The organism is Vibrio sp. RM-69-4, from assembly GCF_024743775.1.
Classification (GTDB): Bacteria; Pseudomonadota; Gammaproteobacteria; order Enterobacterales; family Vibrionaceae; genus Vibrio; species Vibrio anguillarum.
Genome location: NZ_JAMQXI010000060.1, coordinates 25,449 through 47,637 on the forward strand (window position 1 = coordinate 25,449; position 22,189 = coordinate 47,637).

At 43.1% G+C, this 22,189-nt stretch carries 24 protein-coding genes; 6 read left to right on the forward strand and 18 right to left on the reverse strand.

The features are described 5' to 3' along the window. Positions 1-26: 26 nt before the first annotated feature. On the forward strand, positions 27-605 hold the full coding sequence (locus tag NB504_RS08815) for a NapC/NirT family cytochrome c (RefSeq protein ID WP_258428667.1): 579 nt from the start codon (positions 27-29) through the stop codon (positions 603-605). Between the two features lie 12 nt (positions 606-617). Next, positions 618-752, forward strand: coding sequence for a TIGR02808 family protein (locus NB504_RS08820; protein ID WP_013868527.1), 135 nt, complete (start codon positions 618-620; stop codon positions 750-752). A 101-nt stretch (positions 753-853) separates the two neighbouring features. Here the strand turns inward: NB504_RS08820 and secF are convergent, their stop codons facing one another. The 9 genes from secF to NB504_RS08865 form a co-directional block, all read right to left on the reverse strand. Beyond that, a complete protein-coding gene (gene secF / locus NB504_RS08825) occupies positions 854-1,756 on the reverse strand; it encodes a protein translocase subunit SecF (protein WP_017045371.1) in 903 nt (300 codons plus the stop codon). 2 nt (positions 1,757-1,758) lie between these two features. Beyond that, a complete protein-coding gene (gene secD / locus NB504_RS08830) occupies positions 1,759-3,597 on the reverse strand; it encodes a protein translocase subunit SecD (protein WP_258428668.1) in 1,839 nt (612 codons plus the stop codon). 97 nt (positions 3,598-3,694) lie between these two features. Then, positions 3,695-4,219 carry a hypothetical protein gene (locus NB504_RS08835; protein ID WP_258428669.1) on the reverse strand — a complete coding sequence of 175 codons (525 nt, stop codon included), beginning with the start codon at positions 4,217-4,219 and terminating at the stop codon, positions 3,695-3,697. A 92-nt stretch (positions 4,220-4,311) separates the two neighbouring features. Next, positions 4,312-4,989 (reverse strand): SH3 domain-containing protein, encoded by a 678-nt coding sequence (locus tag NB504_RS08840; protein WP_258428670.1) that lies wholly within the window; start codon positions 4,987-4,989, stop codon positions 4,312-4,314. 186 nt (positions 4,990-5,175) lie between these two features. After that, positions 5,176-5,976, reverse strand: coding sequence for a TrmB family transcriptional regulator (locus NB504_RS08845; RefSeq protein ID WP_161437690.1), 801 nt, complete (start codon positions 5,974-5,976; stop codon positions 5,176-5,178). A gap of 208 nt (positions 5,977-6,184) precedes the next feature. Then, positions 6,185-7,969 carry a glycoside hydrolase family 13 protein gene (locus NB504_RS08850; RefSeq protein ID WP_258428671.1) on the reverse strand — a complete coding sequence of 595 codons (1,785 nt, stop codon included), beginning with the start codon at positions 7,967-7,969 and terminating at the stop codon, positions 6,185-6,187. A gap of 18 nt (positions 7,970-7,987) precedes the next feature. After that, entirely contained in the window at positions 7,988-8,821 is an 834-nt protein-coding gene (locus NB504_RS08855; RefSeq protein ID WP_258428672.1) for a sugar ABC transporter permease, read from the reverse strand. Positions 8,822-8,823: 2 nt separating this feature from the next. Continuing rightward, positions 8,824-10,107 carry a carbohydrate ABC transporter permease gene (locus tag NB504_RS08860; protein WP_258428673.1) on the reverse strand — a complete coding sequence of 428 codons (1,284 nt, stop codon included), beginning with the start codon at positions 10,105-10,107 and terminating at the stop codon, positions 8,824-8,826. A gap of 2 nt (positions 10,108-10,109) precedes the next feature. Next, positions 10,110-11,339, reverse strand: a complete 1,230-nt coding sequence (locus NB504_RS08865; RefSeq protein ID WP_013868518.1) for a maltose ABC transporter substrate-binding protein — start codon at positions 11,337-11,339, stop codon at positions 10,110-10,112. 408 nt (positions 11,340-11,747) lie between these two features. On the opposite strand from NB504_RS08865, the gene NB504_RS08870 reads away from it, so the two are divergent. The 4 genes from NB504_RS08870 to NB504_RS08885 are packed head-to-tail and all read left to right on the forward strand — an operon-like array spanning position 11,748 to position 15,498. Next, the gene (locus NB504_RS08870) at positions 11,748-12,782 is read left to right on the forward strand and encodes a porin (protein WP_047691245.1); all 1,035 of its coding nucleotides are present in this window, start codon (positions 11,748-11,750) and stop codon (positions 12,780-12,782) included. A 19-nt stretch (positions 12,783-12,801) separates the two neighbouring features. Beyond that, positions 12,802-13,812 (forward strand): UDP-3-O-(3-hydroxymyristoyl)glucosamine N-acyltransferase, encoded by a 1,011-nt coding sequence (locus NB504_RS08875; protein ID WP_094125752.1) that lies wholly within the window; start codon positions 12,802-12,804, stop codon positions 13,810-13,812. A 46-nt stretch (positions 13,813-13,858) separates the two neighbouring features. Further along, complete coding sequence (locus tag NB504_RS08880; protein WP_047691240.1) at positions 13,859-14,341, forward strand: glycosidase; 483 nt, start codon at positions 13,859-13,861, stop codon at positions 14,339-14,341. Between the two features lie 32 nt (positions 14,342-14,373). Beyond that, positions 14,374-15,498, forward strand: a complete 1,125-nt coding sequence (locus NB504_RS08885; RefSeq protein WP_064626698.1) for an ABC transporter ATP-binding protein — start codon at positions 14,374-14,376, stop codon at positions 15,496-15,498. 134 nt (positions 15,499-15,632) lie between these two features. On the opposite strand, the gene NB504_RS08890 is transcribed toward NB504_RS08885, so the two are convergent. From NB504_RS08890 to NB504_RS08930, 9 genes are all read right to left on the reverse strand, one after another. Beyond that, the gene (locus NB504_RS08890; protein ID WP_258428674.1) at positions 15,633-15,989 is read right to left on the reverse strand and encodes a PTS glucitol/sorbitol transporter subunit IIA; all 357 of its coding nucleotides are present in this window, start codon (positions 15,987-15,989) and stop codon (positions 15,633-15,635) included. Between the two features lie 6 nt (positions 15,990-15,995). Next, complete coding sequence (locus NB504_RS08895) at positions 15,996-16,967, reverse strand: PTS glucitol/sorbitol transporter subunit IIB (protein WP_309303441.1); 972 nt, start codon at positions 16,965-16,967, stop codon at positions 15,996-15,998. Next, positions 16,964-17,527, reverse strand: coding sequence for a PTS glucitol/sorbitol transporter subunit IIC (locus NB504_RS08900; protein WP_017045367.1), 564 nt, complete (start codon positions 17,525-17,527; stop codon positions 16,964-16,966). Before NB504_RS08900 ends, NB504_RS08895 begins: the two co-directional genes overlap by 4 nt. 192 nt (positions 17,528-17,719) lie before the next feature. After that, complete coding sequence (locus NB504_RS08905) at positions 17,720-18,496, reverse strand: DNA-binding transcriptional repressor (RefSeq protein ID WP_013868510.1); 777 nt, start codon at positions 18,494-18,496, stop codon at positions 17,720-17,722. Between the two features lie 82 nt (positions 18,497-18,578). Continuing rightward, complete coding sequence (locus NB504_RS08910) at positions 18,579-18,935, reverse strand: transcriptional regulator GutM (protein WP_013868509.1); 357 nt, start codon at positions 18,933-18,935, stop codon at positions 18,579-18,581. A 95-nt stretch (positions 18,936-19,030) separates the two neighbouring features. Next, a complete protein-coding gene (srlD, locus tag NB504_RS08915; protein ID WP_105976839.1) occupies positions 19,031-19,810 on the reverse strand; it encodes a sorbitol-6-phosphate dehydrogenase in 780 nt (259 codons plus the stop codon). 58 nt (positions 19,811-19,868) lie between these two features. Then, complete coding sequence (locus NB504_RS08920; RefSeq protein WP_013868507.1) at positions 19,869-20,231, reverse strand: PTS glucitol/sorbitol transporter subunit IIA; 363 nt, start codon at positions 20,229-20,231, stop codon at positions 19,869-19,871. 10 nt (positions 20,232-20,241) lie between these two features. After that, positions 20,242-21,237 (reverse strand): PTS glucitol/sorbitol transporter subunit IIB, encoded by a 996-nt coding sequence (locus NB504_RS08925; protein ID WP_258428675.1) that lies wholly within the window; start codon positions 21,235-21,237, stop codon positions 20,242-20,244. A gap of 13 nt (positions 21,238-21,250) precedes the next feature. Next, positions 21,251-21,799, reverse strand: a complete 549-nt coding sequence (locus NB504_RS08930) for a glucitol/sorbitol-specific PTS transporter subunit IIC (protein ID WP_309303442.1) — start codon at positions 21,797-21,799, stop codon at positions 21,251-21,253. Between the last annotated feature and the right edge of the window lie 390 nt (positions 21,800-22,189).

Here is a 22,189-nt window from a genome sequence, read left to right on the forward strand (position 1 = left end):
CCAGATAATAACTGAAGAGGCTATTTATGAAATTATTAAAAGCGTTTTGGAAAAGGCTCACAAGCCCAAGTAAAGCGGCCGTTGGCATCGTATTGTTCATGGGGTTTGCAGGTGGTCTGCTATTTTGGGGCGCATTTAACACCGGTATGGAAGCAACAAACTCAGAAGAATTCTGCTCAGGCTGTCATGCACCGATTGTGGCTGAGATCCAAGAGACGATTCACTATTCTAACCGTTCCGGAGTACGTGCTATCTGCTCTGACTGCCATGTTCCTCATGAGTGGACAGACAAGATTATCCGCAAAGTGCAAGCCTCCCAAGAGTTGTTTGCTCATGTGGTATTAGGCACCATTAGCACACCCGAAAAGTTTCAAGCACGTCGAGCACATCTCGCGGAGCGTGAGTGGTCACGATTGAAAAATAATGACTCATTAGAGTGCCGCAACTGCCATGAGTTCGAATACATGGATTTTTCAGAGCAAGGTCCACGCAGTGCCAAACAGCACTCTACCGCCCTTGCTAGTGGTGAAAAAACCTGTGTCGATTGCCATAAAGGTATTGCACATAAACTGCCAGACATGCAAGGCGTTGAAGGCTGGCAATAGGAGAATTAACCCATGAGTACATTAGAATCGGTGATTTGGCATATTCTTGGTTACAGCGCGATGCCTGTTATTATCTTCGGCGGCTTTGCGGTGGTTGCCGCCGTTTCACTTTGGTTGCTGTCATTGAGTAAAGATAAAGAACTCTAAATTACACTTCCTACCGTAATTTATAGTCAACTACCAATAAAAATCCGCCTGTGCATAAGGCGGATTTTTTTACTTCACTTTAAATGACATGCGCAGAAATACTAAGGCGCGGAATCCACCACCACAGGCAAGTAATGTTTAGGTTCAAGTTTCAACCACTCTGGTAACACAGTCCCGATTGAGATTGAAGACCAAGTTCCAGAAATAATACCGATGAACATTGCAATAGCAAACCCTTCAAGCGGCTCCCCGCCCATTAACCACAATGCGGAAACGGTGAGTAATGTCGTACCCGAAGTCACCATAGTGCGTGAGAAAGTCGCAATCACGGCTTGGTCGGTAATCTCTTTGGTTGGCGTACTTTGCTTGGCCACGAGCAGTTCACGAATACGGTCGGCAATGATAATGGAGTCGTTCAATGAATAACCTAATACCGCCAGTACCGCCGCAAACACGGTTAGGTTGAACTCCATCTGTGTCAGAGCAAAGAAACCGAGCACTAAAATAACGTCATGCAGCAAGGCCAACAACGAGCCGCTCGCTAAACGCCATTCAAAGCGGAAACACAAGTAACCTAAGATACACAGTAAGCAGATCATCAACGCTAAACTACCTTGCTCCACCAGATCTTGTCCCACTTGCGAGCCGACCATACTGTTGCTCACCACCGTCACATGTTCAGAGACGTCGCTGAGCAAAGTGGGAATGTTAGGCGTCTCTTGATCGCTTTCAGGAAGCGCGTAGCGGATAACCCAACGCCCTTCTTCACCTGCTTTGGTGAGCATCGTTGAATCTCCTAATGTAGGTTTCAACGCTTGCAGTAACTCTTTGTTGGTGAGGGTTTTATCGACCGTGACTTCGGTGACCATCCCACCAGTAAAATCCAAACCCATGTTGAGGCCTTTCACACCAAACGCCACTAATGAGATCAGCATCAATGTCACAGAGAGTACGCTCGTGATGTAACGAATTGGACGAATATGGTTTTTCAAATAATCAATCATGTTTATACCCTTACATCACGACGAGCATCTCGTCCCCAAATGAGATTGATAACCGCACGCGAAGCAAACACACCGCTGAACATACTGGTCATAATGCCGAGCCCTAAGGTCAGGGCAAAGCCTTGGATTGGACCATTACCGATCGAATACAGAATCACGGCGGTGATCATAGTGGTGACGTTGGCGTCAAGAATGGTGCTAAAGGCGCTGCTAAAACCTGTATCAATCGCTTGCGCAAAGCTGCGACCTTCCGCGATTTTGTCTTTGATGCGTTCAAAAATTAGCACGTTGGTATCGACGGCCATGCCAACCGTCAAAACTAGACCTGCAATCCCCGGCAAGGTCAGTACAGCACCCGGCAATAAGGCAATCAGACCAATGAGACACACCATGTTAAACAGCAACGCCGCATTCGCCACCCAACCTAAACGGCGATACCAAAGCGCCATAAAAGTCAGCGTTAATGCCATACCTAAGGCTAATGCGGCAAAACCATTTTGAATGTTTTCTGCGCCCAATGAAGCGCCGATGGTACGCTCCTCTACGATAGTCACAGGCGCGGTTAATGAACCAGCGCGCAGCAATAAAGCCAGCTGCTGTGCTTCTTCCATCGAACCTGCACCAGTGATTCTAAATTGGCTACCCAACTGCGATTGAATGGTCGCAACACTGATCACTTTTTCGCTACGCTCTGTTTCGCCACGAGCATTGGTGGTGTATTCACGGTACACGGTCGCCATCGGTTTACCGATATGCTTGGATGAAAAATCACTCATGATTTTGCCACCAGCGTGGTCAAGCGAGATGTTGACCTCAGACATTCCCACTTGGTCAATACCTGCGCGCGCATTAACAATGTGATCGCCGGTTAATACAGGGCGTTTAGTAAGTACAACATTGCGGCCATTTTCATCTTTTAGCACAATGTCTTGCGACGTAAACGCTTCACTGGGTGATTTCGCCTCATAAAAAGCCAGGCTCGCCGTCGCACCAATCACGTTTTTCGCTTGTGATGGGTCTTGCACGCCCGGTAATTCGATACGAATGCTGTGCTCGCCTTGGCGCTGAACCATGGCTTCAGTGATGCCCAGCTCTTCAATGCGATCACGCATAATCTTGAGGTTCTGTTGCAGCGTCGTTGATTGGAAATCGACTCGATTCTGTTTTGAAGGCTTGATCAGCAGTTGATCAGAAGAGCGTTGAATATCCCACCCTGAGTAAGTTTCTTTGAGGAATGCATTGATTTTATTGAGATCTTCCGCTGAATTGCTCATTACTTTGAAGCCATCAATACCTTCAGAGTTAACTTTCACGCTGCGAAGACGCTCGTCACGCAGCTTATCTTTCACGGTATCGATCATGCTGTCACGTTGCTCTTGGAACGCTTTATCCACGTCAACGTTCAGCAAAAATTGCACACCACCACGCAGGTCCAACCCTAGTTTAATCGGGTTAAAACCTAAATTTGTCAACCATGTTGGTGCAACCGAAACGTAAGAGAACGTAATACTGTCTTCTTTTTCAATCATGCCATCGAGTAATTCTCTGGCGTGTGTTTGCTGGACTTCATCAGCAAAAACTAAGGTCGTTTTCCCACCTTGCTGCTGTATGTTTTGTACCGCAATATCGTTTTTTTCGAGTAGATGAGTCAATTCCACGACTGAATTAAGCGTCTCATTTTTAGCTGAGACTTGCAGTTGAATCGACGGCTGTTCGCCATACCATGTGGGTATAGCGCTCAAGGCAAGCACAACCAAAGTGGCTGCCAATACGATATACTTCCACGCAGAATAGTGATTAATAAGACGTGCTGACGCCTTTTTATTATTTGTTTTTCTCATACCAATCCTCTCAGCAAAGCTGAGTTGTTATTACTTTAAATAAACAAGTTAAATGAACAAGCGAGTGACTTTGTCACTTGATATAAAGTAAGAAGGATCAGTACTGGCTATTTAACGCCACATACATGGCATTGGTTTCTTTCCAGCCAGAAATTCTGTGGTGAGAACTATAGGGGCGAGCTTGCCATGCCGCCAACTCAGCGACAGGAAAAAGATAAAGCCTAAAGGGAGCGACGGTGACGTCGTAATCGGGCGTGTTATCGACAAAAGTGGGACCATCGTATTCAACAACTCGAGAAGTTACCCCCCAACGAGATGCGGTGACGATTGCAGCAGAAGTGTCTGAGTGAAGCGATTTTGATACGGGTGGAGCCGTTTGTTTATCTTGTTGATCAGATATTGATTGTTGATCAGAGATAGGTTGTTGAATAGCGATAGCTTGAGGCAATGTTTGCTGGTGAACAATCGCCGTGAGCGACGTTTTTTCAGCATCACGTTGCAGGCTGACTTTAGGTTCAGCGTGGCTGTGCGTTTCACTTTCAATTAAACAGCCTAACGCTTGCGAAGGCAAAACCACCGCAAGAAACGTAAACCAGACATATTTAATAAAGTGCCAATGCATGAAAAAATCATTCCTCTCAACTCAGGCAGGCATCATATTCCTGACAACCATAAGCCTCAAGTAAAAAGATCTAAATGCTCTTACCACTTTAGCTAATGAGAAGCGTAAAATACCTCTTTGCTTTGTGTATCAAAGTAAATTTTGTTGGCTAACTTGCGGCCACCACAATACACAAAATAAACCTCACGTTCTTGATATTTGAGTGACTTAACCCAGCCACCAAGCTCTTCAAAATCTTCTGGTACGCAGGTTTCATTTTTCAGCAACTCATCGGTTTTCTGCACAAAAGCCGTTTCATAGAGTTTAAAATCATCCGAATTCGCAATGTACTGCGTGACCGTTTTACGGCGCTCCTCTGCACTGATCACCGGAGGCTGCTCCACTAAACCATCCAAAGGTATCCACTCCGCGACTTCAGGCCCGTTTTCCTTATAGACAAAATAATCGGTAATGCGGCCAAAACCTGCTTTGCGCTCCAAGATTTTAACCTTATCACCACGGTATAAAACCCGCTCAACAAACGCTTGTGCATCGGGCTTTTCTCTCACCCCGAGCTTGGCTAAATCGACATATAAATCATTAACAAGCGGTTTTGCTGGCAAGGCCGTTTTAGGGGAAGGCTCATCCGCTGGAACTTGCTCTTCATCGTTCGAACTCGACGAATCGGCCTGCAGTGCTTCTTGCTCGGGAAGATAATAAAGAAAGTAATAGCCAGCGCCTGCACCCGCCAGCCCAAGCAGCAATAATAGAAACATCAGCATTTTTTTCATCTTGCTGCTCATTCCTTTCTTGTTGTGCGCAACCTTGTTCGGCACGGCACGCTTTAATTGTTCGTTAATTATAGTTGAAATCTCCGAATGTCATTTTTACTCACTATTCGAACCCATAGCGATACTAACGACAGCCTAATCCTGAACTTGATGCTATGCGTCAATCTTCTGCAAAATCAGTCCCTTTTATTGGGTGAAGCTCCCACTATCATCATGAACCATATCATTATCAAGCTCATGAATCGTACCGATACGACAGCGCTTTTCTGGAGCTAGTTTTTCATATTCGGTGAGATAAATATCGCTATGTATATGCTCTGCAATCATTTTGACCAACAGACGATTATTAGAATACAGACCCAACGCTTCTTGACGATGAGAAAACATTACTGCTTGTTTCATATCCACAACCAACATAAAACGATGCGAGGGATAACGTTGCTCCTGCTGGTCGGAGCGAGAATATAGCTCCACTTTAGGATGTGGTACCGATAATTTATTAAAGGAAAAGGTAATGACACGAACACCTCTTTCGATAGCATCACAAATTTCTTTTTCTAATAGCTCTAGATGAAAGTCAGTATTTAGGTACACCTCCACCTGCGCGAGTGCCAGCATCTCTCTCGCTTTTTGAATGAGGTTTTCAAAACCCGTCACGTTATAAATAAACTCTTTCTCCTCTTGGAGCATCATGCGCGATAGCTCTTTTTTAAGGATCTGAATATTGTCGATCGTCTGTCTTTCTATTTGGCTGAAAATGAGTTCGGGCGATTTCGCTTCATACTCTTTTGTGTCTCCATCCGACATAAAAATACAACCATTTTTGTATAAATTATCGATTGAAGAATAAACCGATGAGCGGGACAAAGAGATATCTTTGGCAATCTTATAGCCGCTTGCTCGACCATTTTTAAGTAAATTGATGTAAACCAATGCGTCTGTCTTAGTAAATCCAAACCCCATCAATTTCGTTACCAGTTCAGTCACAGGTTCTCCTCGCTTTTTATTCACAGTTGAATTCCTAAATGTACCTACACCATTTGAGGCTGCCGATAGCTAACAAGTGAAAAAAGATCACGAGCAAACCCAACGAAAAACCTCAAATTGGATAGGTATAGAGATTATCACTCCTTACGCAGTGAATGTAGACGAATCTATTGAGATTCAGGGTGAACTAAGCTTATCGCCACCAAGCCTAAGCGGTGCCTAAGCCCAAGATGTTAAAATCGAAAGCGGTTAAATGCATAGGCTGCTCTTGCCACATAAACGAAATAGCACTATCACTGTTATTAATAAAAAACGTTTGCTCACCTCGGGAATAGGCCAATACCGAAGGATGCTCGACGGTATACCAATTAAGTGAAGGTTCATTCCAGTGTGGATGATTTTTACGCAATTCAATAAGCCACTGAATAAAGGCTTTGAAATCGAGATCTTGTTCAGATTCATCCCAAATCATACACTTCCGATTATCTTCTCTACCCATACCTTTACGCCCATCCATCCCTATTTCTCCACCATAGTAAATACAAGGTGAACCAACCTGCGTGAACATGAATAAATAGGCTAGCTTAGCTTTATGCTTATCATTGGCACATAAGCTAAGTAAACGAGTCGTATCATGGCTTTCTAGTAAATTAAACATCACTTCGTTGACGTTTTTAGGATACGCAAGATATGAACGAGTCACTGCATACATGAAGGTTTCTTTATCATAAGCCTGCAGTGCAAAATAATCCGTAGTGGCCTGAGTCAGTGGGTAATTCATTAAAGAATCGTATTGATCGCCACGTAACCAAGGCATACCCTCGTGCCAAATCTCGCCCAAAATGTAGCAATCAGGTTTTATACTTTTCACCGTGCGACGAAAATCCCGCCAAAACTCATGATCGACTTCGTTTGCAACGTCTAAGCGCCAACCATCAATGTCAAATTCTTCAACCCAATGCTGTGCCACACTCAACAGATACTGGCGACATTGTTCGTTTTCGGTATTCAATTTGGGCATTTCGATTACATTACCAAACGTTTCGTAATTGAAATCCCAAAAATCCCACTCTTCTTTCGGTGTATCTGGATAGACAGGGAAGCGGTTAATCCAAAACCAATCTGCGTAACGCGACTGAGCTCCATTTTTAACCACATCTAACCAAAATGGGTGTTGATCCCCAACGTGGTTAAACACTGCATCTAACATCACTTTCATATTGCGGCGATGTGCTTCTTTGACCAAAGCCCGAAATGCCTCATTACCACCAAAATGTGGATCCACATTAAAATAATCAACAGTGTCGTATTTGTGATTCGCATTAGCAGTAAATACTGGACAAAAATACAACCCATTCACCCCCAGTTCTTGGAGATAATCCAGTTTTTCAATCACACCCCATAGGTCGCCCCCCATAAAGTTATGCGGACTAGGCTGGCTACCCCACGGCTGAACATCGCAAGGAGAAATATCCGGCATTCCATTATGGAAACGTTCAGGAAAAATTTGATACCAAATAGTTTCTTTGACCCAATTTGGCGTGCGTAACACATCTCGCGGATTAAGGTACGGGAAACAGAAAAAATTGCTCAAGTTACTTAATTCCATTTCCGCAATATTAGGATCACGGATATCAACACATCGCTTTTCTCCAAACAGCAGTTTTTCACCTTCACGACCATGAAGAATGAAGCCATAACGACTTCGACGTTTCGGTGGCTGAAACTGTGCAAACCAATGGTCGTGATACTCCGTTTGTCCCTCAAATAACATAGGCACCGTGTTACCGCCAACCCAACCATGTGCATCACTGCCGCCTAAGTTACCGCCGTCTAAACCACCTTCAGCCCAGTGATATGGGTCACCAATCCACAAGGAAACATTATCCACCTCTCCTTTGGCCGTACGGAAACGAATATGTAAAGTTGCATTGTCATAAGCGTAGCTATCTGCACTCTTTGCGGAATGCATCAGTGAACTTTTTGTGATCATACTAAATGTACCTAAGAATTATTCTTTTACCGCGCCGCTAACAAGGCCCGTGGTGATGTGTTTTTGAGTTACTACGAAAAGCAACGTGATAGGTATCGCTACCAATAAAGATCCTGCGGCAAACAGCGTAAAGTTCTCGGCTGAGTTTGATGAAATCCAACTGAAGATCCCAATGGCTAAGGTCATTTTTTCTTCACTACGCAAAATCAACGTCGGCAAAATGAAATCCATCCAAGGCCCCGTGAATGATACCAAAGCAACGAACACTAAAATGGGGCGGGCTAATGGCAGGATGATTTCCAGAAAAATCGTCATGTGCCCTGCTCCATCAATTTTTGCCGCTTCATCTAATGAGGTTGGTAACGCATCAAAATACCCTTTTACGAGCCAAGTCATAAATGGTAACGACCCGGTTACATACACAAACAGTAACCCAGCGTAGGTGTCAATTAAGTTCATTTTTGATAATAGAATGTAAATTGCCGTCATCGATAAAAATGCGGGGAACATTTGCAGCACTAAAATCCCCATCATTACATTACGTTTACCTTTAAATCGATAACGCGAAAAAACATAAGCCGTCATGGTGACAATAATGAGTGAAATTCCCATATTGGCGGTGGCTAATATCAACGTATTGATATACCAATCTAAATAAGGTGTATCAGTAAATAACGCACGATAATGGTCCAGCGTAAACGTAATATCACTAAATGAGGTACTAAAGAGATTATTGCCACGCTTAAACGATGCGAGAATAGTCCAGGCAACCGGCCCTAACACTAACAAAGCATTCAGTAACAAGAACAGATAGACCAATAGCGTCCCTAGTTTTTCAGCAAGTCGATTCATCGTTACATCCCCACATCATCTTTAAAGGATTTCATTCTGCGGAACTGCCAAATAGCAATTACGGACAGGAATAGGAAGATTACAATCGAAATAACAGAAGCAATCTGGTATTGCTGGAAGTCCAAGGTCAATTTGTAAATCCAAGTGATCAAAATATCGGTATGTCCAGCAAAACGGTATTCAGGATTGATCGGCCCGCCTTCAGTCAACAAGAATATCGCTCCAAAATTATTGAAGTTATGAGCAAATGTCATGACTAGTGAGGGGGCGACTTGGTGCAATACCATCGGCAACGTTATCTCTTGAAACTGCTGGAATTTACTTGCCCCATCGACTTCACTGGCTTCATAGAGATCACGAGGAATGTTGGTCAATGCCCCAGCAATCAACAGCATAAAATAAGGCGCCCCAACCCAGACACTGACGGCAATTACTGTTATCTTGGCGGTAAATGGATCAGATAAAAATGCAATAGAATCGAATCCCCAACTATTTAAAGTGGCGTTTACCGGGCCAATTCCATTCAGTAATAAGCGAAACATTAGTAAGGTAACAAATGCGGGAATGGCATAAGGGAGAATAAAGACAAACCGCCAGAGTTTTTTCGCTTGAATGTTCCGATTCTCTAAGGCGAGAGCGAGCAAGAAGCCAAAACCGCAAGTACAAATTGTTGCAGCGACTGCCCATCCAACCGTCCATAAAGCAACACCAAAAAATGTATTTGACCAAATTTTCAGCTCAAACAATGTCCAAAAATTTCTTAACCCTACCCAGTCCACTAAATTCTTAGGGGGGATATGATGAGGTGCTGAATAGTTCGTAAATGAAACCAGTACCGTAATTGCGATAGGCAGAATAATAAACGCAATAGTCACTATCAAAGCGGGAGAAAGTACGATGAATGCAAAATGTTTATTATAAATGGATTGAATTTGCCCACGAATATTCAGCTTACACAATGTACAAGATTGAGCATCTTTGACGTTCAGAATATAGGTAGTAATGAAACAGAGCATCAGAATGACAGCAATAACACCTTCCACCAACATATGAATGGAGTTATCGCCTTGGATAACTTGAAAACCTTGCCGAACTTGTACCACATCGCCTAAAGAAACCAAACCTTTGAGCGCCAAAATAAGGTTAGGCAGCGCAAACAAAAACAACACATTAACCGTAAAAAGAAAGATGCCTTTCACCCAATGTTTATGTGCAAGTTGCGTTGTACCCATGATCAACATTGAACTGAGGAAATGGAGTCTATTTTGAGTTTTGGCTAACAACATGCTTACTCCTGAAATGCAATCTGCTCTTCAATTATTGCTCGAGCATGGTCCAGCACTGACTTTGGCTCTTTACCATTTACCCACATTGCGGTGATAGCACTGGCCATGGGAGACCACAAATAACCCATTTCAGGAATCGATGGCATCGCATCGGAATAGAATCCCTGAGCGATGATGGCGTAAGTGGCTTCATCTGCATCGACAATGATCTCTTCCATTAACGATTGAACGGGTGGAATGGATTTCGTCATCTCATATCGCTTCATCAGCATCTTGTCAGACGCAATGTAATCAGCAAACAGTTGCGCTGCTTTTGGGTATTCACTGTATGTCGATACCACTGCAAGCCTAACTGTTGAAAAAGTACGTAATTGCTGACCTTCTAGAGTGGGAATCGGCATGACCCCATAGTTTACGCCGCTCGCGGCATAGCCTTGAATTGCCCAAGGACCATCAATAATTGCGGCCACTTTACCCTCGGAAAATAAACCACGGCGAACTTGCGGGTTACGCATATCAATCGGGTTTGAACTATTAGCCGCTTGCAATGTTTTCATGGCCAAAAGACCTTTTTGCGCTAATTCAGAATTGATCCCGATATCTTTAGCATCTGTCCCTTTATTCCCAAATTCATAAGCGCCATAAAGGGTTAAAAACATTCGAGATTCATAATAATTTTGCACATCCCACAATAAAGCGTATTTGTTCTCTTTTACATTATTAAATATCTCGCCAAAGCGAATCAGTGCTTCAAATGTTTTGGGTGCTTCAGGTAACAAATCTTTGTTATAAAAGAGCGCCAACGTCGCATAACTGACAGGGAAACCATAACTGGCTCCACCATATTGCATTGCAGAAATAGCATTTGGCATAAAGTTATGTTTCATACGATCAACTGAAACTAAGTTTTCCATCGCCCCACCAGCAACTACTAACCTTCCTAATAAGTCATGCTCTATTTCCGCCACATCCGCAACGCGTGCGGATCCGCCGTCTTGAATCATTCGCGATGCAGCGTCTATCGGAGCTAAACCACGAAATGTAAATTTAACTTTGTAACCAAAATCTTGATTGAATTGGTCGGCGGCATATTTCATATAGTCGAGCGTCGTGTTATCTGTCCAAATCAATAATTCAGAGTCTATTTCCGGCGTAATCGTCTCAGCAGAAACAATAGAAGCTGAGCAAATCAAAGTTGCAGCTAATACTGTTTTCATCCATCTATTTCTCATATCAACACCAATGGTAGTACAAAAGATACTACTAGGTTAAATGTCGCCGATTTTAAGTCAACCACTATCATCTTCATACCACAGGAAATTGTGATTTCAATCACCAAACCTTATTTAAAAACACTTGAATGGGCGTATGCGAAAACCTAAACAAGACGTCACCAAGTAGAGCCACAAGGCAAAAACGCGTAAAGACCTCCCTTAAACTAATCGACAAAGAAGTAAATTCGTGATCTAAATCTCTATAATAAGCAATTAAAAGTGACCAACTTCTCACTTATAGAATGCTTAGGAGGAAAAATTTATTAATATGCAGAACAATATTTAGGCGTTCACAGTGAACTACTAAACATTCATCTATATTATAACTACGATTTACAACCTTAAATAGGTTGATAAGGACCTATCGTGAAAAGAACGTTACTTGCTATATCCGTAGCAACAGCAATCGCTGTTTCTACTCCCGCTTTCGCTGCCAGTGAGCATGGTTTAAACCCTGAAGATAGCTTTTTTGACCAAGCGCTTCAGTTTGGAGGCCATGTAGGAACTTCTCTTGAATACGAAGACAAAATTACCAATGGCTTTACTGGCATAGATAAAAAGGAAAAAACGACCACCCATGAAGCCTTTGGCGTGTACTACAACAATGCCAAATGGAATATGACCGCTTTGTATGCCCTTAAAATAGAAAATAGAGAGCAACATGAGGGCAGTTACCACGAAAATGAAGATGGATTAAAGCATCTATTTTCACTCAATAAGGGTTACGACTTAAGTAACGGTTGGGCGACAGGCTTAATTTATGAATTGGAATATACAGACAGCAAAGTTTATTCACCTTATGTAAGTGGTTTACGTAAAAATTTAGCAGAACACAGTTTACGACCTTATTTGACCTACTGGAATAATGAATACAGTTGGGGTTTTTATTCAAATTTGGAGTATCTCTATAGCAAAGAAGATAAAAGCGAATGGGGTGAACGAACAGAAACTGGGTATAGCATTTTATTCAGACCCTATAAACGGTTTGGTAACTGGGAACTTGGCTTGGAAATGTACTACCAAATCAAAGATAATGAGGATTACCAATCTAACGGAAATATCAATGAGATCAGTGATTTTACCGAGAAATATATTGAACCCGTCGTACAATATAGTTTTGATGACGCAGGCACGCTCTATGTAAGAGCTCGTCTCGGTGACAATGAAACCAATAATGCCAGCAACAGCGGTGGTGGGAACGCTAATGTTGACTACTTCAAAGATATTCGTAAAGCCACTTTAGGCTATGAACAAGCTGTAGGTGACAGCTGGTTAGTTAAAGGAGAATACGAATTTGCTAATGAAGTAGAAGAAAAAAGTAAACTGGCGGGTTGGGAAGCAAAAAATGAAAGCGAGCTAACACAGCACACTATTTATCTTCAAGCTCTATATCGTTTCTAATCCATTCAAAGAGGCTAAAATGATCCATGTTTCAGAAATTGCGCAGTTGATCTCCGGTAAAATTGAAGGTGATGCGTCTATATCGATTGATACAATTCGACCAGTAAATGCGCCACAGATAGCTGGCGGATTAGCGATTGTTTTTTCTAAAAAAGACATACATTCAATTTCTGAAACTACAGCAGATGTTTTAATTGGTCCGGCCGCGATTTGTAGCAGCACTGTCAAAACCAAAATTATTATTGAACATTTAGATGCAAATACTCTCAACAAACTGCTGCGTTATTATAAAGTACAGATGTATCAATTATTTGATCAAGGGAACACCGCAACCATCGACGATGTCTATATTGGAAAACATTGTCAAATTGGTGAAAACTGCCATTTCATGCCTGGTGTGAAGATTATGAATGGTGTGACTATCGGTAATAACGTCGCTATTCATGCTAATACAGTGATCAAAGAAGGCACAATTATTGGAAATAATGTCACTATCGATTCTAATAACTCTATTGGCAATTTCAGTTTTGAATATATGGCAGTGAAAGATGGAGCCTACCAACGCGTTGAAAGCATCGGCAGAGTAGTTATTCACGACAACGTAGAAATTGGTTGCAATAATACCATTGATAGAGGAACACTCGGCGATACCGTTATTGGCCAAGGAACCAAGATCGATAACCAAATCCAAATTGGGCATGACTGCCAAATAGGTAAACATTGTCTGCTCATCTCACAATCTGGATTTGCAGGGCATACCACTCTTGGTGATCACGTCGTGGTTCACGGCCAAGCGGGTACTGCTGGGCACGTCACCATTGGCAGCTACTCAGTAATTAAAGCCAAATCTGGCGTAAGTCATTCTTTTCCAGAGAAAAGTGACTTATTTGGTTATCCCGCGAAGGAGGCAAAAGCCTATTACAAGAACCTTGCGGTTCTCAATAAAATAACCCAGCACTTTGAAATTCATAAATCTAAATCAACACACCGAGGTTGGCTTTCTAAATTACTGCAAAAAAAAATCTTATGATCATCTGTCACTCAAATATTTTACATTACCAATGAAGGCATTTACGATGAAAAGCTCTCTACTTATCGCAGCAACACTGGCTGTATTGCTCGCTGGTTGTGCCAGCACCACTACCCAACAAAACGACTCAGTACAAAATGTAGACCCTAGATTCTCTCAATGTGACTTACCTACATTAGAAGAACGAGGCCCTATCCGCCCATCCATATTTGTTGTTGGAACCTTTGCTGATGGGCAATGGCTTCATATGGATAACCGCCAGATGGGTTACAAAGGTGACGGCATTTATCAAGTAGTAAGTAACGAAAAGGCAGGAAACGTGAGCTTGCAATTCGCCACAATGAGCTGGAACCCTCAATATACAGCCGCAGGATTAACGCTAACGGTAGGGCAAGTCAAAGAACTCAAGCGTGCTGGCTTTGCCAAAAATACAGTCGTCATGCTACCGAAAGATGGACAATACGTATGGACGGTACAAATAGCCGACGATAAAACACCACGTTTAGTCATGATTTCTGAATGTAAATAACTGCTTGCACAATACAATACACGGAGAAATTCATGGCTACTGTTAGCTTACGAAAAATAGAAAAAGAGTATGAGAACGGCTTTAAAGCCGTTCACGGAATTGATCTAGATATCCATGATGGCGAATTCATGGTGTTTGTTGGACCATCAGGCTGCGCAAAGTCAACCACACTCAGAATGATTGCCGGGTTAGAAGGGATTAGCGGTGGGGAGATTCGTATCGGTAACCAAATTGTTAACGATTTACCCCCTAAAGAACGTGGTATCGCTATGGTGTTTCAAAATTACGCCCTATACCCTCATAAAACAGTTTTTGACAATATGGCCTTTGGATTAAAAATGCAAAAAAGGCCTAAAGATGAAATTAAACAAAGAGTAGAAGAAGCGGCAGAAAAATTAGAAATTACCGAATTGCTCTATCGTAAACCCAAAGAAATGTCGGGTGGACAACGCCAACGAGTAGCAGTAGGGAGGGCAATCGTTCGCAAGCCTGATGTTTTTCTTTTTGACGAACCACTATCCAATTTGGACGCAAAGCTTCGGGTTTCAATGCGTGTGAAAATTGCCCAATTGCATCAATCACTCAAAGAAGAAGGCACACCCGCAACGATGATCTATGTCACTCACGATCAAACTGAAGCCTTGACGTTAGGTGATAGAATTTGCGTATTAAACCAGGGCCGGATTATGCAAGTTGATACGCCAGCCAATCTTTATAATTATCCAGCCAACAAGTTTGTGGCCAGTTTCATTGGATCACCTGCCATGAATTTAGTCGACACTGTGATTCGCTCAGAAAACGAACAGCTTTATATAGACATTGCCGCCAATGTTCGCATGTTTATTCCACATGAGAAGCAAATCGCCTTACAACAATATATCAATAAACCTGTCTGTTTTGGCATTCGCCCTGAGCATATTCATTTAGCAGCAGAACACGACACTATCAATACCGTTGAAGGCACATTGACGGTTGTTGAAAATATGGGGAACGAAAAATATCTCTATTTTACTGTGGCAGGTAAGGAGTTGATAGCAAGAGTCAACGATCAAACCATTACAACTGCTCATATTGGAAAAACAATGCGTTTTAACCTCAATACCACATTTTGCCATATTTTTGATTTCTACAGTGAACAGAATTTGACCAATATTTAAAACCCCTAATTTTAAAACATCATGGTACTTAACAATCTTTTCTCCATAGCTAACACCAGCTATTTGGCTCCTTTTAAAACAGGAGCCTTTTTTCTTAGATATGCCTAATTACAATCAAGCCACATTCCACCATTTTAACCAAACATCAGCACATCACCATGTTGAAGCACTTCTAATTTAGGACCGAGTAAATGGATGGTACCCGGCAATTCTGGGATTCGCTGACCGTCAAATTTAAGTGTTACATGCCCAAGCTCCGCAAGATTTTGGTTCGCCACACTGCCGACTGCCGTCACAACAAAACCGAGATCCCCAATTAATAAAGTGGTGTTGTGGTCAATCAATCCATACAACGAAGATCCCGAGTGTATGAAGCAATATTCTTTCACCGCATCAGGGGCGCTCGAGCCGAATAAAATCACCATATCATCATGCAGTGAGTCTTTAGCATAATCGCCAGCGGACAAAATCGTCGTTTGATACTGAAGCATATGCCCTCACTGATAAATGAAGAATGAGATAAGCCAAGCAATCAACACCGTTGGCGCACCTGTAAGAAAACGAGAGTAAAGTACCGAAGGCACACCGACCTGTACCGTTTCGGGCTTAGCTTCTGCAAGGCCAAGCCCTACAGGGATGAAATCACAAGCAGCTTGAGCATTTATGGCAAACAAAGCGGGTAATGCTAAGTGCGGTGGGATATTTCCCATACCGATCTGAGTCCCGATAAGTACACCGATCACTTGCGCAATCACCGCACCTGGTCCAAGAAAGGGTGACAGAAACGGAAATGAGCAGATCAAGGCAATCGTCAGTAAACCGATCGGGTTCCCTGCTAATGGCTCCAAAGTATGAGCAATGAAATCACCTAACCCAGACGCGAGAATAACCCCAATCAACATTGAAACAAACGCCATAAAAGGCAGAATGGTTTTAAGTACGGTATCAATGGTTTCACGCCCAGCCTGATTAAAGGTCGCCATCACCGAGCCCATACCGATCCCCACTTTAGCCAGTAAGCTATCTGTTTGTTGGCTAAGCTTCTTCGTCGTGTCAATGGATTGGGGCTGAGATAGGATTGGCTCACAAAACGTGGTTTTGTGATCATCTACCAAGGAAAAACAACCACTGCGTATGCCAGATGCATAAATATCTTCCTGAATATATTGTGCCAAAGGGCCACTTTGACCTGTAGCATGGATATTTAATGTCGGAATACCTTTTTTGGGATAAAGCCCACAACGCAATGTGCCACCACAGTCAATCACTACACAAGCGACTCGTTCATCGGGAACAAAATGTTCAAAGCCGTTAACCGCTTGCATGCCCGTCAACGCCACTATCTCATCAATAAAATGGGGACGAGTCCCTGCTGTGATGTAGATGATCTTCTTGTCAACCTCAACCGGAATGAATAGCGGGCCACCCCATCCACCCTGCCCTCGGTTTACTTTCAATACCGTCATCATTTTTCCTCAACCACGTTAAGATCGACTTTATCACTGAATACTACACCTTGTTGTCTAGCCACAAACATAGTCGTCATATCGGTTACCCAACCGCGTAAAAAGTTGGTCACTAAGCCAACCAGCAAATAGGAAATAGCGAGAGGACCGAGCGATAAGCCCTGTTGAGTGATCCCAGCGGCAATGCCTAGATAAATAAACAATTCACTAGGATTTACATGAGGGAACATACCATTCATGGTGTGGCAACTGTAGGAGGCAGAGGCATAATAAGAAGGTTTGTACTTTTCAGGTAAGAAACGCCCTAGGCTGAGCACCATGGGATTACAAAAAACAAAGGTTCCTACTGTCGGCAAGAGCAAATAGCGAGATATAGGATTAGACGCACTTTTCTGAGCTAACACTTCTATGCGCTGTTGGCCAATAAAACGGATCAGCGCATTCATGGCAACTAATAAACAGATCAGCACTGGGAGTACTTGTGCCACCATTTCGCTAAACACTTCACCGCCTTTCTCAAACAGACCAATAAACCATTCCGCTCCCTCGATTATCCAATCCATACCTTCGGCTCTTAAATTATGTGGGGATAGTTGGAGTGTTTCCGTTATTGATATGTTGAAAAAGAGGCAAAAGAGAAAAGCGTGAATTCAATCACCGATAACTTTTATTTTAAAAGTAAAAAATTGAAATCGGCGACAAAATAAAAAGAAAGCCAACTGGCCTCCTTTCATAAATGGGGTTTATGGAGTGACTTAGGAGCCAACGGTGATCACTTGGATACCTTTCTCTTCCAAATACGTCCGATCCTCTGCTGCGATAAGGTTATCTGTGACAACTATATCGATTTTATCTAGCGGAACCACCACGTTAGGACTACGACGGCCAAACTTACTTGAATCGGTCACGACAATGATCTGATTGGCTGCTTGGCACATCGCCTGGCTGACTTGATACGCTTCGTTGTAGGTTGTTGTTCCCTGCGCGAGGTCAAAACCATCAGCACCAATAAAGAGTTTATCGAAAGAAAACTGTTTAAATGCTTGCTCTGCCAGCGTGCCATGGAAAGACGCTGATTTTCGGCGATACGTTCCGCCCGGAACCAATACAGTATGTTCCGCATCCAAATTCGCTACTGCGTTTACGATGTGAATACTGTTCGTCATCAATGTCAGTGACATCACCTGTTCAAAATGCGGCACCATCTGCAGTGTGGTACTGCCACAGTCCAGAATGATCGAATCCCCATCCTTGACCAGTTGTGAAGCGGCTTTAGCGATTAAGCATTTACGTTCAAGGTTCACCGTCTGCTTTTCATCCATCGAACGGTCTTCCAAAATGACACTATTAGCGATACAAGCTTCAGCTGCTCCGTAACGGCGAATAACAAGCCCTTCTTCCTCTAACGAACGTAAATCACTGCGTATTGTAGCTCCGGATGTTTCAAAAGTATCGGCCAGATCATTCACTGACGTTTTCCCATTAACACGCAGATAATCCAGCAACTGCGCTCTTCTGTTATCTAAATTCATAGCATCAACTTCATTATTAAACTGATAGCAGTTTACAATAGTTCCCTTTCAACTTAAAAGGAAAAGGGGGAACATTCTTTCATTACTGCCTAGAAATTGCGACGTTTAACGCTTCTTGAACATTAGAATCCAGTTGAAATATGAGTGATTCAGGGATAGGTAGTGATTGACCAATGAGTTGATCTAGTGTCTTTGGTCTAGCAAATACAGAAATACCCTTCATCACTTGGGCATCTACAACATGCTGATCTTCATCTTCAACCAACACCAGTACGGTACGCGGTTTCCATCGGCTTTGGGTGCGGCCTATCTTGACTTTCCCTTTATGAGTCATAGATTGAAGCATCCGATTAAAAGATCGAATCTGCAAATAACCTAAGACGATCTGTATCATCCAAGCTCCTGCAGCAAAATAAATAAGTACAGTTGTTGAGTCCATCTCATACCTCTTGTCAAAAAGGGGCAAGCATAACGCCTGCCCAATATAAGCTGCCCTTATTCTAGGAGCATAGGGCTTAATCCATGGGGGATGGATTAGAACATTACCTGACCACCCGTGATATTGATCGATTGACCAGTACAATAGGCGGCTTCATCGCTGGCGTAAAACTTCAGTACATTAAGAACATCCTGATATTCACATCCTGCCTTAAGTGGTACTTTATCGATATAAATCTGTTCAACCTCTGATTCCGGTACACCCAATTTTTTCGCATACTGAGGTAGCAGTGATTGGAACATAGGGCTTTTCAACAAGTTACCCAACATCAAAGAATGCACCGTGATTTTGTGTTCCGCTAAATCTAACGCAAGTGACTGAGTCAGGCCAACCCCACCAAATTTGGCCGCTGAGTAACCACTGTTATGCTTTGAACCCACTTTACCCGACTTTGAGTTGATCTGAATAATGCGCCCACCACGTTGTTCACGAATCATTACTTTTGATACTTCTCGTGCACAGAGGAAATACCCCGTTAGGTTTACGTCAATCGATAGCTGCCAAGCAGTCAGTGGAAAACCGTCAATCTTGCCAGCCTGAGCTACGCCAGCGCTGTAAACCAGCAGATCAATCCGTCCAAAAAATTCATCTATTTGCCTAACCATATTCACTACACTTTGCTCTTTGGTGGCATCTACCTCCACACCCTGTGCTGTAGCCTGGCCGTATTCTTGATTAATTCTATTAGCCACCTTTTCAGCACTGCAACCATTTAAATCGGCGACCGCAACTCGGTAACCTTCATTAGCCAAACCTAAGCACAGAAATTCACCTAGAGTCTGACCACCACCAACCACTAACGCAACTTTACTCATAACTTACACCTTACTTAGAGGGTGCCCCATCGTAGGCATAGAGCACCCATACTGACTATTAATTTAAAAAGACAATTTCATCACCGCAGCGCACTTGCTGAGGTCGTTCACCATTGACATGAAGACAACCCGGATATTCAGCTTCAACTAAGGCATCAAACCGTATGGTAATGTGCCCAAGTTCTGCAAGGTTTTGATTGACCACCTCACCAACCGCTGTAATCGGATACTGATACCTTCCCAATTGCATCACACCACCGGGTTTGATATTCCCCTTGAGTGCGTCATGCGAGTGGATGAAGCAATACTCTGCCGCATCTTTTGGGGCAATATTACTGAAGATGATCATCATATCGTCTTCCAACGCACTATTGGCAAACTCACCAATGCTCTCGATCTTGACTTGATATAGTGGCGACATTGCTAACCCCCTATTGATAGATAAATAGAGACACAAACCAAGCCAGTAGAACGGTAGGTGCGCCAGTAAGGAAGCGTGAATACAGTACCGAAGGAACACCTATTTCAACGGTTCTCGGCTTAGCTTCTGCCATACCCAACCCAACCGGGATGAAATCACAAGCCGCTTGAGCATTGATGGCAAATAAAGCGGGCAACGCGAGATGTGGTGGTATATTGCCAAGACCAATTTGGGTGCCGACTAATACACCAATAACTTGAGCGATAACCGCACCGGGGCCAAGGAATGGAGAAAGCAACGGGAACGAGCAGATCAACGCGAGCGTTACTAACCCTAGTGGGTTTTGCGCCAAAGGCGTCAATACATGCGCGATCACATCGCCCAAACCAGAGGCAATGATCACCCCAATCAGCATGGAGACGAATGCCATAAACGGCAAAATCGTTTTCAAAATGGTGTCAATGGCTTCACGCCCAGCTTGGTAGAAAATCGCCATCACCGAACCCATCCCAATGCCGATCCGAGCCAACAAGCTGTCACTTTGCTGAGTTAGTTTTTTACTCGTATCGTATTTGTTTGTCGCCAGATTCTCGTTCGAGAGTTCATCTCTTAGTGGTGGTGGTTGCATTGATCCCCCCTCGCTGCCTACTAGCTGAATGTCACGCTCACGCACACCCGATACATAAATATCTTCGGTGATGAATTCAGCCAATGGTCCGCTTTTACCCGTAGCGTGAATATTAACTGTCGGTATCCGTTTTTTTGGATACAAACCGCAGCGCAATGTTCCACCACAGTCGATGACCGCAACACCAATTTCTTCATCGGACACACTAGTTTTGAAACCATCAACCGCTTCATAACCGGTAAGCTCAACAATACGGTCGACAATCGCAGGGCGAGTACCACCCGTAATGTAAAACACCTTTTTATCGGCTTCGATCGGCAACTCCAATGGGCCACCCCAACCGCCACTACCTTTCTGTATACGTAATACTTTCGTCATTTTTATTGCCCCATTAACCTACGTGAACCTGACGCTCTAACTGAACACCCTGTTGACGTTCAACCATAGTTGTAGTGAAGTCAGTGACCCACCCACGGAAGAAATTCGTCACCATACCAACCAACAAATAGCTAACCGCAAGAGGTCCAAGCGGCAGACCGAGCGTTGTCAGGCCACTAGCAATACCTAGATAGACAAACAACTCACCAGGGTTAATGTGCGGAAACAAACCATTCATCGAGTGACAGCTATATGAAGCCGCCGCGTAATAGGAAGGTTTATAACGTTCAGGTAAAAAACGACCGAGACTCAATGTCATCGGGTTACAGAAAATGAAGGTGCCGATAACTGGCAATATCAAATAGCGAGAGATTGGGTTGCCAGCACTACTCTGTGCCAGTTTCTCCACTCGTTCTTGACCCACCAATCGGATAAGCGCATTCATCGCCACCAGCAGTGTAATTAGTAAAGGTAAAATACCGGTTACCATCCCCGTAAACACCTCTCCTCCTTTTTGAAATAGTCCGATAAACCATTCCGCTCCGTGAATTATCCATTCCATAATCAAACCTCATTGTTGTTATTGGCTTAGTGTCAAAGTACGTATTTATACTTCCACTTTGTATTTCAAATTAAAAGAATTCACTTTCATTTTAATGACGGTGATCACGAAATAATTTTCACAACGAAAACAAGAACAACGAAATAACAAGGGATGAAAACGAATTAACAACCAAGAGGCATCACCCATTCCTGAGCTACTTTAAACACTAAAAATCAATAACCCCAAAATCCGAACCAAACATAACTCATTGTATTTAATAGACATTAAACACAATAAGCTTTTATTAGGCCGCATTCGACAGGTATTATCTGACCGTAAAAACGCCACGACTCATCAGTATCATGATTAAAATAACTACAGACAATCCTTAAAGCAGTTTAATCAGAG

Bases quoted from the DNA above. Each gene is read 5' to 3' on its own strand.
- NB504_RS08865 (WP_013868518.1), bottom strand. From the start codon at position 11,339: ATGAGAAATAGATGGATGAAAACAGTATTAGCTGCAACTTTGATTTGC.
- NB504_RS08900 (WP_017045367.1), bottom strand. From the start codon at position 17,527: ATGGATTGGATAATCGAGGGAGCGGAATGGTTTATTGGTCTGTTTGAG.
- NB504_RS08910 (WP_013868509.1), bottom strand. From the start codon at position 18,935: ATGGACTCAACAACTGTACTTATTTATTTTGCTGCAGGAGCTTGGATG.
- NB504_RS08905 (WP_013868510.1), bottom strand. From the start codon at position 18,496: ATGAATTTAGATAACAGAAGAGCGCAGTTGCTGGATTATCTGCGTGTT.
- NB504_RS08875 (WP_094125752.1), top strand. From the start codon at position 12,802: ATGATCCATGTTTCAGAAATTGCGCAGTTGATCTCCGGTAAAATTGAA.
- NB504_RS08855 (WP_258428672.1), bottom strand. From the start codon at position 8,821: ATGAATCGACTTGCTGAAAAACTAGGGACGCTATTGGTCTATCTGTTC.
- NB504_RS08920 (WP_013868507.1), bottom strand. From the start codon at position 20,231: ATGTCGCCACTATATCAAGTCAAGATCGAGAGCATTGGTGAGTTTGCC.
- NB504_RS08885 (WP_064626698.1), top strand. From the start codon at position 14,374: ATGGCTACTGTTAGCTTACGAAAAATAGAAAAAGAGTATGAGAACGGC.
- NB504_RS08840 (WP_258428670.1), bottom strand. From the start codon at position 4,989: ATGAAAAAAATGCTGATGTTTCTATTATTGCTGCTTGGGCTGGCGGGT.
- NB504_RS08895 (WP_309303441.1), bottom strand. From the start codon at position 16,967: ATGATGACGGTATTGAAAGTAAACCGAGGGCAGGGTGGATGGGGTGGC.
- secD (WP_258428668.1), bottom strand. From the start codon at position 3,597: ATGAGAAAAACAAATAATAAAAAGGCGTCAGCACGTCTTATTAATCAC.
- NB504_RS08835 (WP_258428669.1), bottom strand. From the start codon at position 4,219: ATGCATTGGCACTTTATTAAATATGTCTGGTTTACGTTTCTTGCGGTG.
- NB504_RS08880 (WP_047691240.1), top strand. From the start codon at position 13,859: ATGAAAAGCTCTCTACTTATCGCAGCAACACTGGCTGTATTGCTCGCT.
- NB504_RS08850 (WP_258428671.1), bottom strand. From the start codon at position 7,969: ATGATCACAAAAAGTTCACTGATGCATTCCGCAAAGAGTGCAGATAGC.
- NB504_RS08860 (WP_258428673.1), bottom strand. From the start codon at position 10,107: ATGTTGTTAGCCAAAACTCAAAATAGACTCCATTTCCTCAGTTCAATG.
- NB504_RS08930 (WP_309303442.1), bottom strand. From the start codon at position 21,799: ATGGAATGGATAATTCACGGAGCGGAATGGTTTATCGGACTATTTCAA.
- NB504_RS08925 (WP_258428675.1), bottom strand. From the start codon at position 21,237: ATGACGAAAGTATTACGTATACAGAAAGGTAGTGGCGGTTGGGGTGGC.
- srlD (WP_105976839.1), bottom strand. From the start codon at position 19,810: ATGAGTAAAGTTGCGTTAGTGGTTGGTGGTGGTCAGACTCTAGGTGAA.
- NB504_RS08820 (WP_013868527.1), top strand. From the start codon at position 618: ATGAGTACATTAGAATCGGTGATTTGGCATATTCTTGGTTACAGCGCG.
- NB504_RS08815 (WP_258428667.1), top strand. From the start codon at position 27: ATGAAATTATTAAAAGCGTTTTGGAAAAGGCTCACAAGCCCAAGTAAA.
- NB504_RS08890 (WP_258428674.1), bottom strand. From the start codon at position 15,989: ATGCTTCAGTATCAAACGACGATTTTGTCCGCTGGCGATTATGCTAAA.
- secF (WP_017045371.1), bottom strand. From the start codon at position 1,756: ATGATTGATTATTTGAAAAACCATATTCGTCCAATTCGTTACATCACG.